This window comes from Kitasatospora sp. NPDC059160, assembly GCF_042755465.1.
Taxonomy (GTDB): domain Bacteria; phylum Actinomycetota; class Actinomycetes; order Streptomycetales; family Streptomycetaceae; genus Kitasatospora.
Genome location: NZ_JBHZCN010000160.1, coordinates 1 through 15282, shown reverse-complemented (window position 1 = coordinate 15282; position 15282 = coordinate 1). Strand labels below are relative to the sequence as shown.

The following is a 15282-nucleotide window of genomic DNA, read 5'->3' as shown; positions in this document are numbered from 1 at the left end:
GGACCGCCTTCCAGCGGGCCCTCCGGGCGCTTCGTTCTTTCGTGTTTCAAGCTTATCAGATGTTTTCCGCTCCGTTTTCCGGAGTTTCATTCATCGGATTCACTTTCCGCTTTGTCGCCCCGGTCTCCCGCGGCGACTCCGGAACTGTACGGGGACCGACCCGCCACATGCAAATCGCCTCCGCCCGGGGTCCGGGCGGAGGCGATCAGCAGTGACGACCGAGGAGGCGGTCAGCGGACCTCGGTGATCTCCGGGCCGCGCGCGAACGGGTCGAGCGAGCCGTAGCGGCCCTCGCCCTCGGGCGCAGCGGCGGCCCCGCCACCGTCGGCGACCATCTGGGCGTCCTCGGGGAGCTTGAGCACGATCGGGTCGCGCGGAGCCATCGGGGTCTCGCCGCGGACGACGACGGTCTGCCGGAAGACCTGCTCCAGGATGCCGGCCATCTCGGGCTGCACGGCGGCCTGGCCCGAGATCACACCGCGGAGGAACCAGCGCGGCCCGTCACAGCCGACGAAGCGCACCAGCTGCACGCCCTGGGTGCCGTCCGGCAGCTGCACCGGGACCTGGGCACGGAGGTGCCAGCCGAGCGGGCCCTCCTCCTCGTCGATCAGACCGCCCTGCGAGGTGATGCCGTTGGCGATCTCCTCGCGGACCTCCCCCCAGATGCCCTCCGACTTCGGGGCAGCGAAGGCCTGGAGCTGGATGGCGCTGTTGCCGAGCACCAGGGTGGCCGCGACGATCGCGTCACCGGCGACCTCGACGCGGAGCTCCATGCCCTCGACGCCGGGGACCAGCAGACCCCCGAGGTCGACCCGTCCCTCCTCCGGCGTCTCCAGCTCGGTGTGGTCCCACGGGCCGTCCGGCCGCGGGGCCGGCGGGAGGCCGACCTTGTCGGCCGGGTCCAGCTCGGTCACGTTCTCGCTCTCGGCGGAACCTTCGACGTCATCGGCCGTCTCGTCGGCGCTGATGGCGTCGTCGGCGAGCTGCTCGACAGCGTCCTCGCTCTTCTGGCGACGACGGAACACGGTCACTGTCCTTCCCGGTCCAAGACCGATGCGAATACCTGCTCGGCTTCCTGCGAGGCCGCGGGAATGCTAGACCGCGGCGTGGCCACCGGTCGACCCGAACCCACCCTCGGCGCGTGCCGACCCCGGCAGCTCGGCCACCTCGTGGAAGCGGGCCTTCTCGACCTGCTGGATGACCAGCTGGGCGATCCGGTCCCCTCGGCGGAAGCTGACCCCCTCGCGCGGGTCCAGATTGACGACGATCACCTTGATCTCTCCACGGTACCCGGCATCGACCGTCCCCGGGGCGTTCACGAGGGCAACTCCGCAACGAGCTGCCAGCCCGGAGCGCGGGTGGACGAAGGCCGCGTAGCCGTCCGGCAGGGCGATGGCGATGCCGGTGGGGAGCACCGCCCGCTCACCGGGGGCCAGCTCGGCGTCGACGGTGGTCCGCAGGTCGGCACCGGCGTCCCCGGGCTGCGCGTACTCGGGCAGCGGCAGCTCGGCGTCGATGCGCCTGATCAGGACGTCCAGCTGCGGACGGGGGGTCTCGCTCAAGGGTTCACCTCAAAGGCTCGTGCGCGCTTCATCAGATCCGGGTCGTCGAGGACCTTCTCGATGTCCTCGGGTCGACCGTGCGAGGTGAAGTGTTCCAGCTTCACCTGGATGAAGAGCGCCTGCGCACGCACGGCGACCGGTCCGTCGGGGCCGCCGATCCGCCCCTCGGCGGCGCTGTAGATCTTGCGGCCGTGCACCCCGGTGATCCAGGCGCGCAGGTGCAGCACCGAGTCGACGGGCACCGGGCTGAGGAAGTCGGTCTCCAGCCGGCCGGTCACCGCGGGCGCGTGGAGCAGCCAGTTCAGCGTTCCGAGGGTCTCGTCCATCGCCGTGGTGAGAACCCCGCCGTGGGCCAGCCCGGGGCCGCCCTGGTGCACGTCCCGGACGCTGAACTCGGCGGTGACGTCGAGTCCCTCGCCGGCGACCGCGTCGATCCGCAGTCCGCCGGGGTGCCGGGGGCCGCAGCCGAAGCAGTGCTCGTAGTGGGAGCCGAGGCGGGTGCCGGGGGCGGGCGCCTGGGGGTGGCGCTCCGGGATCACGGCGTCCGGCGGCGGGGTGGTCGGGGTCGGCGGCAACGCGGGCGCCGACCGGTCGGCGGGGGTGGTGGGGGTGGTCGTACCGGTCACGGCTCGCCAGCCTACCCAGGGGTAGCAAGACCTCCGGTGGGGGTGGCGTCCCGAGCCGGGCGTCAGGGCGCCCACAATGGAGGGCATGTACGACGAACGCCTCACGGTGCCTCGCTCCTGGTGGCTGCTCCCGGTCGCAGTCGGTCTGACCCTGGCACTGATCCTGATCCGGGTCAGTGGGCCGGCCGCCCTGGTCGGCCTGGTGGCCGGCATCGCCATCGGCGCGGTGGCGATCAGCAGTTACGGCTCGGCGCGGATCCGCGTGGTGCAGGGCTCGCTGGTGGCCGGGCCGGCCCGGATCCCGGTGGACGCGCTGGGTGCCGCCCACGCGCTGAGCCCCACCGAGGCGGCGGCCTGGCGCGGTCCGAAGGCCGATCCCCGCGCCTTCATGCTGCTGCGCAGCTACGTCCCGACGGCGCTGCGGGTCGAGGTGAGCGATCCGGCCGACCCGACGCCGTACCTCTACCTGTCGACGCGCTCGCCGATGAAGCTGGCCGAGGCCCTGGAGGAGGCCCGGCGCGGCGCCCGTACCTGACCGACGCGCCCGCCGGCCCCTTGAACGGGCCCCGAAAGACCGAGAGGGACGGTTCCGCTGCTGCGGGACCGTCCCTACGACTTTGTCCTGGCCGGCACGTGGCCGACCGACTCCGTCCTCCCGGGTCCGTCCGCCAGGACGGGCCGCGGACCTGCCGTCCGGCCCCGCTGCCCGGGGCCGGAAGGGGCGGTGTGCCGGTGCCGCGGGAGCCACGGGCACCTGGCGCTGTCCGCTGCGGTGCTCAGGCGCCGCAGTCCCGGCAGATCGGGTTGCCGTTCTTCTCGCTGTAGAGCTGGCTGCGGTGGTGGACCAGGAAGCAGCTCATGCAGGTGAACTCGTCCGCCTGCTTGGGCAGGACACGGACGGCGAGCTCCTCGTTCGAGAGGTCGGCGCCGGGAAGCTCCATGCCCTCGGCGGCGTCGAACTCGTCGACGTCGACGGAGCCGCCGCCCTTGTCGTTCCGCCGAGCCTTGAGCTCCTCGATGCTGTCTTCGTTGAGCTCGTCGTCGGTCTTGCGTGGGGTGTCGTAGTCGGTTGCCATTGTCGCTCTCCCCCTCCGGGTTTGTGCGGTGTGTGCGGTATCTCCAGCGCACGTAACGCATGGGGGGTCGGTCTTGTGCCCGACCCGAGGCGGAGATTTTGCCTTACTTCAAGCCCCGTTACTCAATCGACACTCAGCCAGGGCTCCGTTGGGGTGATCCTCCGGGGCGCGAAAGGCCTCACGCAGGGCCATCGTCGACCCCTCGCGCGCCCTCCGAACCGGCGACTCACAGTGAGCGAACCCCGTACAGGTGTCCGTCGAATCCCTTGCCCACCAGGGATGCCGACCAATCCGACGGACCGGCGGCGGGCCGGAATCCGATCACGGACGGCGATCGGCACCCCCGATGGGGTGATCACTCTCCGGGGTCGCCCGGAATCGTGGAGCGACACAGTGTGAGCTTGGTCACGTTCAGAATCTTCCGGGGCAAACCACGGAAAATCCACCCACTCCGCCCCCTCCCTCAGGGGGCGCGACGGCTCGGCGGAAGCGCCCCCGGAGACGTCCTAGCCGGCGTTGCGGCGCGCCTCCCGGCGGGCCAGCAGCGCGGCCTGGCGCTCCTCGAACTTGCGCGCCTGACCGTCCAGCCCGTCCAGGAAGACGCCCAGCTCGTTCTGCGCCAGCAGGCCCTCGGGGCCGAGGCCGTCGATCTCCATCACCCGCAGGTGGCGCAGCACCGGCTGGAGCACGTCGTCGTGGTGGATGCGCAGGTTGTACACCCCGCCGATGGCGATCTGGGCGGCGGCGCGCTCGAAACCGGGGATCCCGTGGCCGGGCATCCGGAAGTCGATCACCACGTCGGCGATGGCGCGCATGGCCTGGTCCGGGGCGAGCTCCAGGGCGGCCTTCAGCAGGTTCCGGTAGAAGACCATGTGCAGGTTCTCGTCGTTGGCGATCTTCGCCAGCAGCTGGTCGCACAGCGGGTCGCCCGCGTACTTGCCGGTGTTGCGGTGCGAGATGCGGGTCGCGAGCTCCTGGAAGGCCACGTAGGCGACCGAGTGCAGCATGCTGTGCGCGTTGTCGGACTCGAAGCCCTCCGACATGTGGGACATCCGGGCCCGCTCCAGCTCCACCGGGTCGACGGCCCGGGTGGCGAGCAGGAAGTCGCGGATGGCTATTCCGTGCCGGCCCTCCTCCGCGGTCCAGCGGTGCACCCAGGTGCCCCAGGCGCCCTCGCGGCCGAACATGGTCGCGATCTCGTGGTGGTAGCTGGGCAGGTTGTCCTCGGTGAGCAGGTTCACCACCAGCGAGACCCGGCCGAGCGGGGTCACCTGGGACTGGTCCAGCGCCCAGGCCTCGCCGCCCAGCACGCCGTCGAAGTCGCGGCCCTGGCTCCACGGGACGAACTCGTGCGGCATCCACTCCTTGGCCACGGTCAGGTGGCGGTTGAGCTCCTTCTCGACGACCTCTTCGAGGGCCAGGATCAGCCGCGCGTCGGTCCAGCCGCTCGATCCGAGCGAGGGGCTGCTCTGCACAGGGGCGATGGTCACGGGCTTGCTCCTGGGGACGGATACACGCGCTGGACGGGCGCGTTGGGCGGGCACGCGTCGTGTCGGAGCCGTCGGCGGACGAACCGGCGGACGCACTTACGGTTGCGTAGGTTACGACACCGTAAGTTGCTGGGGCCGGAAAAGACAAGCCGCCCCCGCCAGGCCTTATGTCGTCTTGACGGTCTGGCGGGGGCGGCCGGGAACGGTCGCCCACGGAACGCGGCAGCGTCCGGGGCCGAGAGGGCGCAGAACGGCCCCAGGGGCGGCTACGGGGACGGAATCCGCACCCGCATGGTGAGGCCGCCCCCGGAGCGCGGGGTGGCCTCGATGGTGCCGCCGTGGGCGCGCACCACCGAGCGGACGATGGACAGGCCCAGACCGACCCCCTTGTCGCTGCGGGTGCGGTCGGCGCCCTTGATCCGGCGGAACGGCTCGAAGATGTGCTCCAGCTCGTACCCGGGCACCACCGGGCCGGTGTTGGAGACCACCAGCTCGCCGCCGCCCGGCACGGTGGCGGTGGCCAGCTCGACCCAGCCGCCCGCGGTGTTGTAGCGGACCGCGTTCTGCAGCAGGTTGAGCGCCAGCCGCTCCAGCAGCACGCCGTTGCCCGCGACCACCGCCGGGTCGAGCCTGGAGCGCAGCTCCACCTCCCGCTTGTCGGCCTCGCCCCGGGTCTGCTCCAGCGCCCGGGTGGCCACCTCGGACAGCTCCACGGCGCGCCGGTCGGTGAGTTCGTTCTCGCTGCGGGCGAGCAGCAGCAGGCCCTCGACCAGCTGCTCGCTGCGCTCGTTGGTGGCCAGCAGGGTCTTGCCGAGCTGCTGGAGGTCGGGCGAGGCGGCCGGGTCGGAGAGCTGGACCTCCAGCAGGGTCCGGTTGATCGCCAGCGGGGTGCGCAGCTCGTGCGAGGCGTTGGCGACGAAACGGCGCTGGGAGTCGAAGGAGCGGTCCAGCCGGTCCAGCATGTCGTCGAAGGTGTCGGCGAGCTCCTTGAGCTCGTCGTCCGGGCCGTCCAGCTCGATCCGGCGGTGCAGGTCGGAGGAGGCGACGTCACGGGCGGTGCGGGTGATCCGGCCGAGCGGGCGCAGCACCCGGCCGGCCATCGCGTAGCCGGCCGCGAAGGCGATCACGGCGAGGCAGACCAGCACGGTGAGCAGCTTGCGCAGCAGGGTGTTGAGCGCAGCGGCGGCCTGGATGGACTTGTTGTCGTTCAGCCACTGGTCGAGCGCGTTCTGGTTGGTCAGGACCTGGCCGTCCGGGGTGAGCACGGAGATGCCCGGTCCGGTGAGCCTCAGGTGCGGCTGGCCGACCTCCTGGAGCGACTGCTGGACGAAGAAGTACATGACCAGCAGCAGGACCACGCCGGCCATCAGGAACATGCCGCCGTAGAGCAGGGTGAGCCGCATCCGGATGGTCGGGCGGAACGGCAGCCAGGCGAGCAGGCCGTCACCGGGGACGTAGGTCTCGGGCTGGTGCGGACGGGACTGGCGGGGCGGGTGCACGGGCTTGGGCGGAACGGCTCGCGGGCCGCCGGCGGGCGCGCCGGAGGGCCCGCCGGCCGGGGGCGGCGGGGTGGTCATGATGGTCCTCTCGGGCGTCCGCCGGGGGCGGGCGCTGGGTACGGCGGGGGATCCTCGGGGGCGGATCCCGGGGCGGAGTCCGGCGGGCCGGACTACGGGGGGACGGACTCCGGGGGGCGGGTCCCGGTCAGATCCGGTAGCCGGAACCGGGCACGGTGACGATCACCGGCGGGTCGCCGAGCTTGCGGCGCAGCGTCATCACGGTGACCCGCACGACGTTGGTGAACGGGTCGGTGTGCTCGTCCCAGGCCTTCTCCAGGAGCTGCTCGGCCGAGACGACGGCGCCGCCGGCCCGCATCAGCACCTCCAGGACGGCGAACTCCTTGGGGGCGAGCTGGACGGTGCGCCCCTCCCGGATCACCTCGCGCCGGCCGGGGTCGAGCGAGATCCCGGCCCGTTCCAGCACCGGGGGCAGCGGGACGGTCGCGCGACGGCCCAGCGCCCTTACCCGGGCGACGAGTTCGCTGAAGGCGAACGGCTTCGGAAGGTAGTCGTCGGCGCCGATCTCCAGGCCCTCGACCCGGTCGCTGATGTCGCCGGAGGCGGTCAGCATGATCACCCGGGTGGCCAGGCCCTGCTCGACCACCTTGCGGCAGACGTCGTCGCCGTGGACCAGCGGGAGGTCGCGGTCCAGGACCACCACGTCGTAGTCGTTGACCGCGATGCGCTGGAGCGCGGCCTCCCCGTCGTACACCACGTCGACGGCCATCGCCTCGCGGCGCAGGCCGGTCGCGACAGCCTCGGCGAGCAGCTGCTCGTCCTCGACGACGAGAACCCGCACGGTCGTTGTCCCTTCTCCAGGCCGGCCCCGGAAGCGGACGCACGGCTCCGACGGTGGCTCCATCCTGCCTGGTCCTGCGGTAAAGCAGCGATAAGCTGCCCCTCGGGCAGGAGGCCCGGGGCCCTCGGCGGTGACCGTTCGTGTCGGGAGAACTCCGCTTGGACTGTGACACGGGCAACTTTCTTCCGCCGGGAGGTTTCCCGGCTCCCCGGGCGGGGAGGACAGCTGCACACCCGCGATCTGGCTGTTGGCCGATCGCACCCACCCGCCGTGCGTTCATCCGCGCCGGCCCTGGGGCTGGGAATTCACCGGGAGCGGCCGAAGGGCCGTCTCCGCGCCCGACCGGAGATCCACCACTCGTCGGACCGGGCGCATTCACCGGCTGGACCCTCCTCGGGGCGGAGAGCGCACGACCGTGCACGTCCGACACAGTAAGGGGGCCCGTATGGACGCCTTCAAGGCCGGAATCCTGCAGCGCATAGCCAACGCCGAGCAGGACCTGCACCGCGCGATCGAGGCCGGGGACGAGTTCCTCGCCGAGGTGGAGCAGTCCGAGCTGGACGACCTCCGTCGTCTGGCCGCCGAGCACGGTGTGGACACCGTGCTGGACCGCCACCGCACCGCCGCCTGACCCGACGCCGGCACTCCGGCACCAGCGGCCCTGCGGGGGCCGTGCGAAACCCCAAGGCCCTGGCATCCCCCGTGTGCCAGGGCTCTTCGCATGTCCGGAGGGTTCTCACCGGGGCCCTCCGGATTCGCGGGCCCTGGTCAGTCCGCCCAGGCGCGCAGCGCGGCCAGCCGCTCCTGCAAGGGCTGGTACACGCCCGGAGCGGCGGCCACGGTCAGCTCGCCGTCCGGGCCGTGCCCGGGGCGGCCGCCGACCAGCGCACCGGCCTCGGTGGCGATCAGGCAGCCGGCCGCGCGGTCCCAGGGGGCGAGGCCCCGCTCGTAGTAGCCGTCCAGCCGCCCGGCGGCCACGTCGCACAGGTCGACGGCGGCCGCCCCGGCCCGGCGGACGTCCCGCACCTCGGGCATCAGGGCCAGCAGCACCTCGGCCTGGCGCACCCGCACCGGCTGGACGTAGTTGAAACCGGTGGCGATCAGCGCCTGTCCCCAGGGCGGGGCCGGGCGGGTCGAGACCGGCCGGCCGTCGAGGTGGGCGCCGCGGCCCAGCACGGCGTGGAACAGCTCACCGCGGGCCGGGGCGTACACCACCCCGACGACGGCCCGGCCGTCCACCTCGGCGGCCACGCTGACCGCCCAGGAGGGCAGCCCGTACAGGTAGTTGACCGTGCCGTCGAGCGGGTCGACGACCCAGCGCACCCCGCTGGTGCCGGGCCGCTCGGCGCCCTCCTCGCCCAGGTAGCCGTCCTGGGGGCGACGCTCGGCGATCAGCTCCACGACGAGCTTCTCGGAGGCGAGGTCCATCTCGGTGACCACGTCGACCGGGCTGCTCTTGGTGCCGGCCACGCCGAGGTCGGCGGGGCGGCCGTCGCGCAGCAGGGCGCCGGCCCGCCGGGCCGCGTCCAGGGCCACCTCCAGCAGGTCGTCGAGGAGCCGGTCGTCGGGCTGGGCGGGGGTGGGCACGGGATTCTCCTCCGGAAGGGGTCAGCGCTCGGCGGCGGCCGGGCGCGGGGCGCGCGGGTTGGGGCAGCAGGCCACCGCGCACACGTCGTGGCTGGGGCCGAGGGTGCCGAGGGCGCAGCGGGTCACGCCCTCACCGCGTTCGACGGCGGCCCGCTCCAGGACGAGCTCGCGCACCGCGGCCGTGAACCGCGGGTCGGCGCCGACGGTGGCCGCGCGGGAGACCGGCAGGCCCAGTTCGGCGGCCTTGGCGACGGCCTCGGTGTCGAGGTCGTACTTGACCTCCATGTGGTCGGAGACGAAACCGATCGGGACCATCACCACGGCCGGCGCGCCGTCGGCGTGCTGGGCCTCCAGGTGGTCGCAGATGTCCGGTTCCAGCCACGGGGTGTGCGGGGCGCCGCTGCGGCTCTGGAACACCAGCTGCCACGGCCGGTCGGCCACGCCGGTGCGCTCGGCGACGGCCGCGGCGATCAGCCGGGCCACGTCCAGGTGCTGGGCGACGTAGGCGCCGCCCGGGGTGCCCCGGGCCGGGTCGTCCGGGGCGCCGGAGGTCTCGGCCATCGCGTCCGGGATGGAGTGGGTGGTGAAGGCCAGCCGGGCACCGGGCCGGACGGCCTCGGGCAGCTCGGCCAGGGCGGCCAGGGCGGCGTCGATCATCGGCTCGACGAAGCCGGGGAGGTGGTAGAAGTGCCGCAGCTTGTCGACGGTCGGTACCGGGACGCCCTCCTCGGCGAGGACGGCCAGCGCGTCGGCCAGGTTCTCCCGGTACTGGCGGCAGCCCGAGTAGCCGGCGTAGGCGCTGGTGGCGAGCACCGCGATCCGGCGGTGGCCGGCCCCGGCCATCTCCCGCAGGGCGTCCACCAGGTACGGGGCCCAGTTGCGGTTGCCCCAGTACACCGGCAGGTCCAGCCCGTGCTCGGCGAAGTCCTTGCGCAGGGCGGTGAGCAGCTCCCGGTTCTGCTCGTTGATCGGGCTGACGCCCCCGAACAGGAAGTAGTGCTTGCCCACCTCCTTGAGCCGTTCCTTGGGGATGCCGCGGCCCCGGGTGACGTTCTCCAGGAACGGGACGACGTCCTCGGGGGCCTCGGGCCCGCCGAAGGACAGCAGCAGCAGGGCGTCGTACGGGGCGGCGCCGGAGGCGGAGGGTTTGCGCGCGTCGGACATGGCACCGATCCTGCCACTGAGGGGCCGGGCACCGGCGCCGGGGCCGCGCGGGCGTCCGGAAAATACCGTTTGCCAACGTACGTAAGCTGTCTAGACCAGACTTGTTCCTTACCCCCCTGCCCGGAGCTCCCGTGCTGTCCAGCTACCGCCGAATATTCGCCGCGCCCGGCACCGTGGCCTTCTCCTCCACCGGTTTCGTCTCCCGGCTGCCGATCTCGATGACCGGCATCGGCATCGTGACCATGCTGTCCCAACTGCGCGGCTCGTACGGCGTGGCCGGACTGGTCTCGGCGGCCCTGGCCGTCTCCGCGGCGGTCCTGGGCCCCCAGGTCTCCCGCCTGGTGGACCGGCACGGCCAGGCGAGGATCATCGTCCCGGCCATGGCCCTGACCATCGGCTCCGTCGTCGGCCTGCTGCTCTGCGCCCGGCTGGGCGCCCCGGACTGGACGCTGTTCGTGTTCGCCGCCGGCATGGGCGTGATGCCGAGCACCGGCGCCATGGTCCGCGCCCGCTGGGCGCACCTCTACCGCGAGGACCCCGACCGGCTGCACACCGCCTACTCCTTCGAGGCCGTGGTCGACGAGGTCTGCTTCATCGTCGGCCCGATCCTCTCCATCGGCCTGGCCACCTCCGTCTTCCCGGAGGCCGGCGTGCTACTCGCCGGGGTCTTCCTGACCGTCGGTGTGCTGCTGTTCGCCGGCCAGCGCTCCACCGAGCCCCCGGTCCACGAGGCCGCCCGGCACCAGGGCAGCTCGGTGATCCGCAACCGCGGCCTCCAGGTGCTGATCCTCACCTTCGTCGCCACCGGCGCGATCTTCGGCTCGGTCGAAGTGGTCACCGTCGCCTACTCCGAGGCCCAGGGGCACAAGTCGGTCTCCAGCGTGATCCTCGCCCTGTGGGCGCTCGGCTCCTGCGCGGCCGGGGTGGTGTTCGGCGCGGTCAAGCTCACCGGCTCGATGGCGAAGCGCTTCTTCCTCGGCGTGCTGTTCATGGCGCTCAGCATGGTGCCGATCCTGCTGGTCGCCCACGCCGTGCACGGCATCGGCGGACTCGTCGCGGTCGGCGCCGCCCTGCTCGTCGCCGGCATCGCCATCTCCCCCACCCTGATCACCGCGATGGCCCTGGTCGAACGGCTCGTCCCGGCCGCCCAGCTCACCGAGGGCATGACCTGGACCACCACCGGCCTGGCCCTCGGCGTCGCGGTCGGCTCCTCCGCCGCGGGCTGGGTGATCGACGCCTCCGGCGCCGCCGCCGGCTACTGGGTCCCGCTCACCGCCGGCGTGCTCGGCGCCCTCGCCGCCCTGGCCGGACTCGGCCGGCTGCGCGCCGGACTCGACGCCCATCAGCCCACCGACCAGGCCGGCGGAACGCCCGGCCGACCCGTAGACGTCGAACGGTGAACTGACTAATCTCGCCCTACCCGCGGCCCTTACCCGCGGGTAGGGCCTGTCTCCCGGGATCCGACGGACCAGGCCGCACCGGACCGCGCCGACCCGATCGGCCACGGAGCAGGAGGCAGCGCAATGCCCCAGGCCAGCACCGCGACCCCCACCCGGTGGACCAACTGGGCCGGCAACCAGAACGCCCGGCCGGCCCGGACCGCCACCCCCGGCACCGCGGCGGAACTGGCCAGGGAGATCGCCCGCGCCGCCGACCAGGGCCGCAGCGTCAAGGCCGTCGGCTCCGGCCACTCCTTCACCGCCATCGCCTCGCCCGGCGACGGCCTGCTGATCCGGCCGCACGCCCTCACCGCCGTCCGCGGGCTCGACCGCGAGGCCGGCACCGTCACCGTCGAGTCCGGCCTCCCGCTCAGCCGCCTCAACCGGCTGCTCGCCGCCGAGGGCCTCTCCCTCACCAACATGGGCGACATCGAGGTCCAGACCGTCGCCGGCGCCACCAGCACCGGCACCCACGGCACCGGCCGCGACTCCGGCTCGCTCGCCGCCCAGATCCGCGCCCTGGAGATCGTGCTCGCCGACGGCAGCGTCCGGCACTGCTCCCCCACCGAGAACCCCCGGCTCTTCCAGGGCGCCCGGCTCGGCCTCGGCGCCCTCGGCGTGATCACCGCCCTCACCTTCGGCGTCGAACCGGCCTTCCTGCTCACCGCCCACGAGCAGCCGATGACCTTCGACGAGGTGCTGGAACGCCTCGACGACCTCACCGCCGTCAACGAGCACTTCGAGTTCTACTGGTTCCCGCACACCGACCGCTGCGCCACCAAGCGCAACAACCGCAGCCAGGGACCGGCCGCCCCGCTGCCCCGGTTCAAGGAGTGGCTGGAGGACGACTTCCTCTCCAACACCGTCTGGGAGGGCGCCTGCCGGGTCGGCCGCCGCTTCCCCGGCGCCGTGCCATCGATCGCCTCGCTCGCCAGCCGCGCCTGGTCCGACCGCAGCTACACCGACACCGCGTACAAGGTGTTCACCAGCCCGCGCAAGGTCCGCTTCCTGGAGATGGAGTACGCCGTCCCGCGCGCGGCCGTCGCCGGGGTGCTGCGCGAACTGAAGGCCCTGGTCGAACGCTCCGACTGGAAGGTCAGCTTCCCGGTCGAGGTGCGCTTCGCCCCCGCCGACGACCTCTGGCTCTCCACCGCCTCCGGCCGGGACAGCGCCTACATCGCCGTCCACCTCTACCGGGGCACCCGCGACCAGGGCTACTTCACCGGCGTGGAACAGCTGATGACCGCCCATCAGGGCCGCCCCCACTGGGGCAAGCTGCACACCCGCGACGCCGAGTACCTGGCGGGCGTCTACCCGCACTTCGAGGACTTCACCGCCCTGCGCGACGAGGTCGACCCCCGGCGCGTCTTCGGCAACGACTACCTGCGGCGGGTACTGGGGGCCTAAGTTCGGCGACCGGCCCTAAGGAGTCGCGGTGGCGGGCGGGGGCGGGGGCACCGTCGCGTTCGCCGGGGCGTTGCTCGGCACGGGCGGCTGCGGCGTGGCCTCACCGGTGGGCCTGCCCGAGCCGCCCGCCGACGGCGAGGCACCGGCCGACGGGCTCGCACCGGGGCCCGCCGAGGGAGAGGCGCTCCCGCTCGCGCCGGTGCCCGGGGTGGCGGTCGGCTCCCGACCCGGCCGCGTCGTCGCCGGGGCCGAGGCTCCGCCGGACGGCGCGTCCTGCGAGCCGCGCCCGGTGGACGGGCGCTGCGACGGGACGTCCTGCGGCGGCGGGTCCTTGCGCGTCACCGTGCCGCCGAAGGACGTCCCGTCGCCCGACCGGCCCTTCACCGTCGCCGACACCGGCTGGCCGGTGGCCAGCTCGAACGCCACGATCGGCGTCATCGCCAGGACGAAGACCAGACCGGAGACCGCCGCGTAGCCCCGCCAGCCCAGCCGCCGGCGCGCCCGCACCACCTGCGGCGCGTTCCACTCCGAGGTGAGCACCGGCGGCCCGGCCGGCCCGTGCGCCGCGTACTGAGCCGGGTGCTCCTGCTCCGCGGGCGCCTGGCGCAGGCCGTTCACCGTCTGGTTCGGCCCGCGGTCCACCGCGTCGCGCAGCTGCTCGCCGGTCCGCCGGAACACGTGCTGGAACACCGCACCGCCGGTGGTGGCCCCGATGCTGACCACCGCGGCGCCCATGATCGTTCCGTACACGCCGAGTTCGGAGGCGAGCAGCGCGCCCACCACCGCGGCCAGCGCGCTCGCCACGACCTGAGCCACACTCAGATCGATCCGCTTGCGCTCCTCCTTGCCGCCCTCCTCGGCGGGGCTCCGCTCCGGCATCAACATCCCTCGGTCCGTACGACTGCAACTCGAACAAGCCTCTCCATCTTGCCCAAAGAAGGACACAAGGGACGAAAATGCGGTTCTCCGCTCCCGGATTGTGTGAAGATGATCACCGTTCATCCGCCGGTGGTCCGCCGTTGGGGGCGCGCGCTCTTGAGATTCCCGTGAATCGCGGGAGACTTGAGCGGCGAGCCGCCCCTCCGGATGCCACGAATGGAGTACTGTTCGTAAAGCCCGAGCCTTGGGTCGACTTGTCGACTGTGCCTTCACCGGCAGCTTGACGAAGAGCCACTGAGCGGGCACGCACGGCGACGCCGGTCCCGGATCGTCGCGAACACTCCGCGTGCGAGGACGGCCGGGGCACCCAGACGCGACGTCGACGGATGACGTGGCAAAAAGGCAACCGTGCCACAGCGGTGTGGCCGGGCGTAAGCCCGACACGCCGGGGAACTCAGCAAGGTTGTGGCCAGTCGCGAGTGGGCAGGCCACACTCAGTACGGGAGCAGCGACGCAGGTGACGTCGGCAGGCACAACCCGGGAGGTGACCGTGCCCGAACTGCGGGTTGTGGCCGTCAGCAACGACGGCACACGGCTGGTGCTCAAGGCTGCCGACAGCACGGAGTACACCCTCCCCATCGACGAGCGGCTGCGCGCCGCCATCCGCGGCGACCGGCCGCGCCTCGGCCAGATCGAGATCGAGGTCGAGAGCCACCTCCGCCCCCGGGACATCCAGGCCCGGATACGAGCCGGAGCCTCCGCCGAGGAGGTCGCCCAGGCCGCCGGCATCTCCGTCGACCGGGTCCGCCGCTTCGAGGGGCCGGTCCTCGCCGAACGCGCCTTCATGGCCGAGCGCGCCCGCAAGACCGCGATCCGCCGCAACGGCGAGTCCCCCGGGCCGCAGCTCGGCGAGGCCGTCGCCGAGCGGCTCGCCCTGCGCGGCGCCGAGAAGGACACCGAACGCTGGGACTCCTGGCGGCGCGACGACGGCACCTGGGAGGTCATCCTCTCCTACCGCGCCGACGGCGAGGGCCGCAGCGCGTCCTGGACGTACGACCCGCCCCGGCGCCTGGTCCAGCCCAACGACGACGAGGCCCGCGCGCTGATCGGCGAGACGGTCGAGCGCGAGGAGGACTCGGTCTTCCCGTTCATCCCGCGGATCGCCCGGCTCCCCCAGGACCGGCCGCCCCGCCCGATGATCGACCGGCCCTCCGCCGACCGCATCATGTCGGCCCGCGAGGTCCGCGAGTCGCGCGAGGCCACCGCCGACTCCCGGGACTCGCTGACCAGCCTGCTCGACGTCGTCCCGGCCTTCCGCGGCGACCTCGCCGTCGGCGGCCCCGCCCCGATCGAACCGGTGCCCGCCGAGGTCGCCGAGGAGACCGAGGAGCCGGCCGCGGCCGCCGCCCCGGCGGTCGGCGCGGGCTCCGCCTACGCCGACATCCTGATGCCGCGCGCCGTCGCCCCGCACCGCGAACGCCTGGTCGGCACCACCGACCGGCAGGCCGAGGCGGACGGCGTCCGGCCCGGCCGCCGGGCCACCGTGCCCAGCTGGGACGAGATCGTCTTCGGCAGCCGGCGCAAGAAGCAGGAGTAGCGCACCGACAGTGCTGCGGGGCGCCGGCCGAGCCGGCGCCCCGCAGCACTGTGTGGCCGTCTGTAGACCGTGCCCCAGATCGGGGGCCCGCTCAGCC

The 15282-nt window shown here is 73.0% G+C and carries 15 protein-coding genes; 5 read left to right on the top strand and 10 right to left on the bottom strand.

What is annotated here, in order from left to right:
• Positions 1-230: 230 nt before the first annotated feature.
• From ACFXOZ_RS39590 to ACFXOZ_RS39580, 3 genes are all read right to left on the bottom strand, one after another.
• A complete protein-coding gene (locus ACFXOZ_RS39590; RefSeq protein ID WP_375889212.1) occupies positions 231-1025 on the bottom strand; it encodes a DUF3710 domain-containing protein in 795 nt (264 codons plus the stop codon).
• A gap of 69 nt (positions 1026-1094) precedes the next feature.
• On the bottom strand, positions 1095-1562 hold the full coding sequence (dut, locus tag ACFXOZ_RS39585) for a dUTP diphosphatase (RefSeq protein ID WP_375889214.1): 468 nt from the start codon (positions 1560-1562) through the stop codon (positions 1095-1097).
• Entirely contained in the window at positions 1559-2137 is a 579-nt protein-coding gene (locus ACFXOZ_RS39580) for a PaaI family thioesterase (protein WP_375889447.1), read from the bottom strand. Before ACFXOZ_RS39580 ends, dut begins: the two co-directional genes overlap by 4 nt.
• A gap of 136 nt (positions 2138-2273) precedes the next feature.
• Between ACFXOZ_RS39580 and ACFXOZ_RS39575 the strand changes: the two genes are divergently transcribed.
• The gene (locus ACFXOZ_RS39575) at positions 2274-2723 is read left to right on the top strand and encodes a DUF3093 domain-containing protein (protein ID WP_375889216.1); all 450 of its coding nucleotides are present in this window, start codon (positions 2274-2276) and stop codon (positions 2721-2723) included.
• A gap of 241 nt (positions 2724-2964) precedes the next feature.
• Here ACFXOZ_RS39575 and ACFXOZ_RS39570 read toward each other — a convergent pair whose 3' ends face one another.
• The 4 genes from ACFXOZ_RS39570 to ACFXOZ_RS39555 all read right to left on the bottom strand — a co-directional run bounded on the left by ACFXOZ_RS39570 (position 2965) and on the right by ACFXOZ_RS39555 (position 7112).
• Entirely contained in the window at positions 2965-3264 is a 300-nt protein-coding gene (locus ACFXOZ_RS39570) for a DUF4193 domain-containing protein (protein WP_030057692.1), read from the bottom strand.
• A 506-nt stretch (positions 3265-3770) separates the two neighbouring features.
• On the bottom strand, positions 3771-4754 hold the full coding sequence (locus tag ACFXOZ_RS39565; protein WP_375889218.1) for an acyl-ACP desaturase: 984 nt from the start codon (positions 4752-4754) through the stop codon (positions 3771-3773).
• 266 nt (positions 4755-5020) lie between these two features.
• Positions 5021-6331 carry a sensor histidine kinase gene (locus ACFXOZ_RS39560; RefSeq protein ID WP_375889220.1) on the bottom strand — a complete coding sequence of 437 codons (1311 nt, stop codon included), beginning with the start codon at positions 6329-6331 and terminating at the stop codon, positions 5021-5023.
• A gap of 127 nt (positions 6332-6458) precedes the next feature.
• On the bottom strand, positions 6459-7112 hold the full coding sequence (locus ACFXOZ_RS39555; protein WP_063349384.1) for a response regulator transcription factor: 654 nt from the start codon (positions 7110-7112) through the stop codon (positions 6459-6461).
• 445 nt (positions 7113-7557) lie between these two features.
• On the opposite strand from ACFXOZ_RS39555, the gene ACFXOZ_RS39550 reads away from it, so the two are divergent.
• Positions 7558-7743: a hypothetical protein gene (locus ACFXOZ_RS39550; protein WP_030285471.1), complete on the top strand. Its 186-nt coding sequence runs from the start codon at positions 7558-7560 to the stop codon at positions 7741-7743.
• A gap of 137 nt (positions 7744-7880) precedes the next feature.
• Here ACFXOZ_RS39550 and ACFXOZ_RS39545 read toward each other — a convergent pair whose 3' ends face one another.
• Together ACFXOZ_RS39545 and ACFXOZ_RS39540 are read right to left on the bottom strand one after the other, a co-directional pair.
• Positions 7881-8699, bottom strand: coding sequence for an inositol monophosphatase family protein (locus ACFXOZ_RS39545; RefSeq protein WP_375889225.1), 819 nt, complete (start codon positions 8697-8699; stop codon positions 7881-7883).
• A 21-nt stretch (positions 8700-8720) separates the two neighbouring features.
• A complete protein-coding gene (locus tag ACFXOZ_RS39540; protein ID WP_380527134.1) occupies positions 8721-9863 on the bottom strand; it encodes a ferrochelatase in 1143 nt (380 codons plus the stop codon).
• Between the two features lie 131 nt (positions 9864-9994).
• On the opposite strand from ACFXOZ_RS39540, the gene ACFXOZ_RS39535 reads away from it, so the two are divergent.
• Both ACFXOZ_RS39535 and ACFXOZ_RS39530 read left to right on the top strand, forming a co-directional pair.
• Positions 9995-11263, top strand: a complete 1269-nt coding sequence (locus tag ACFXOZ_RS39535) for an MFS transporter (protein ID WP_380594850.1) — start codon at positions 9995-9997, stop codon at positions 11261-11263.
• 123 nt (positions 11264-11386) lie between these two features.
• Complete coding sequence (locus tag ACFXOZ_RS39530) at positions 11387-12709, top strand: D-arabinono-1,4-lactone oxidase (RefSeq protein WP_375889233.1); 1323 nt, start codon at positions 11387-11389, stop codon at positions 12707-12709.
• A 15-nt stretch (positions 12710-12724) separates the two neighbouring features.
• Here the strand turns inward: ACFXOZ_RS39530 and ACFXOZ_RS39525 are convergent, their stop codons facing one another.
• Complete coding sequence (locus ACFXOZ_RS39525; RefSeq protein ID WP_380594848.1) at positions 12725-13588, bottom strand: hypothetical protein; 864 nt, start codon at positions 13586-13588, stop codon at positions 12725-12727.
• A 517-nt stretch (positions 13589-14105) separates the two neighbouring features.
• On the opposite strand from ACFXOZ_RS39525, the gene sepH reads away from it, so the two are divergent.
• Positions 14106-15185: a septation protein SepH gene (sepH, locus tag ACFXOZ_RS39520; protein ID WP_375889239.1), complete on the top strand. Its 1080-nt coding sequence runs from the start codon at positions 14106-14108 to the stop codon at positions 15183-15185.
• Positions 15186-15282 lie beyond the last annotated feature (97 nt).

What these genes read in the sequence shown, in the direction of transcription:
- ACFXOZ_RS39575 (WP_375889216.1), top strand. Translation starts at nt 2,274, where the DNA reads ATGTACGACGAACGCCTCACGGTGCCTCGCTCCTGGTGGCTGCTCCCG.
- ACFXOZ_RS39570 (WP_030057692.1), bottom strand. Translation starts at nt 3,264, where the DNA reads ATGGCAACCGACTACGACACCCCACGCAAGACCGACGACGAGCTCAAC.
- ACFXOZ_RS39560 (WP_375889220.1), bottom strand. Translation starts at nt 6,331, where the DNA reads ATGACCACCCCGCCGCCCCCGGCCGGCGGGCCCTCCGGCGCGCCCGCC.
- ACFXOZ_RS39550 (WP_030285471.1), top strand. Translation starts at nt 7,558, where the DNA reads ATGGACGCCTTCAAGGCCGGAATCCTGCAGCGCATAGCCAACGCCGAG.
- ACFXOZ_RS39540 (WP_380527134.1), bottom strand. Translation starts at nt 9,863, where the DNA reads ATGTCCGACGCGCGCAAACCCTCCGCCTCCGGCGCCGCCCCGTACGAC.
- ACFXOZ_RS39530 (WP_375889233.1), top strand. Translation starts at nt 11,387, where the DNA reads ATGCCCCAGGCCAGCACCGCGACCCCCACCCGGTGGACCAACTGGGCC.
- ACFXOZ_RS39525 (WP_380594848.1), bottom strand. Translation starts at nt 13,588, where the DNA reads ATGCCGGAGCGGAGCCCCGCCGAGGAGGGCGGCAAGGAGGAGCGCAAG.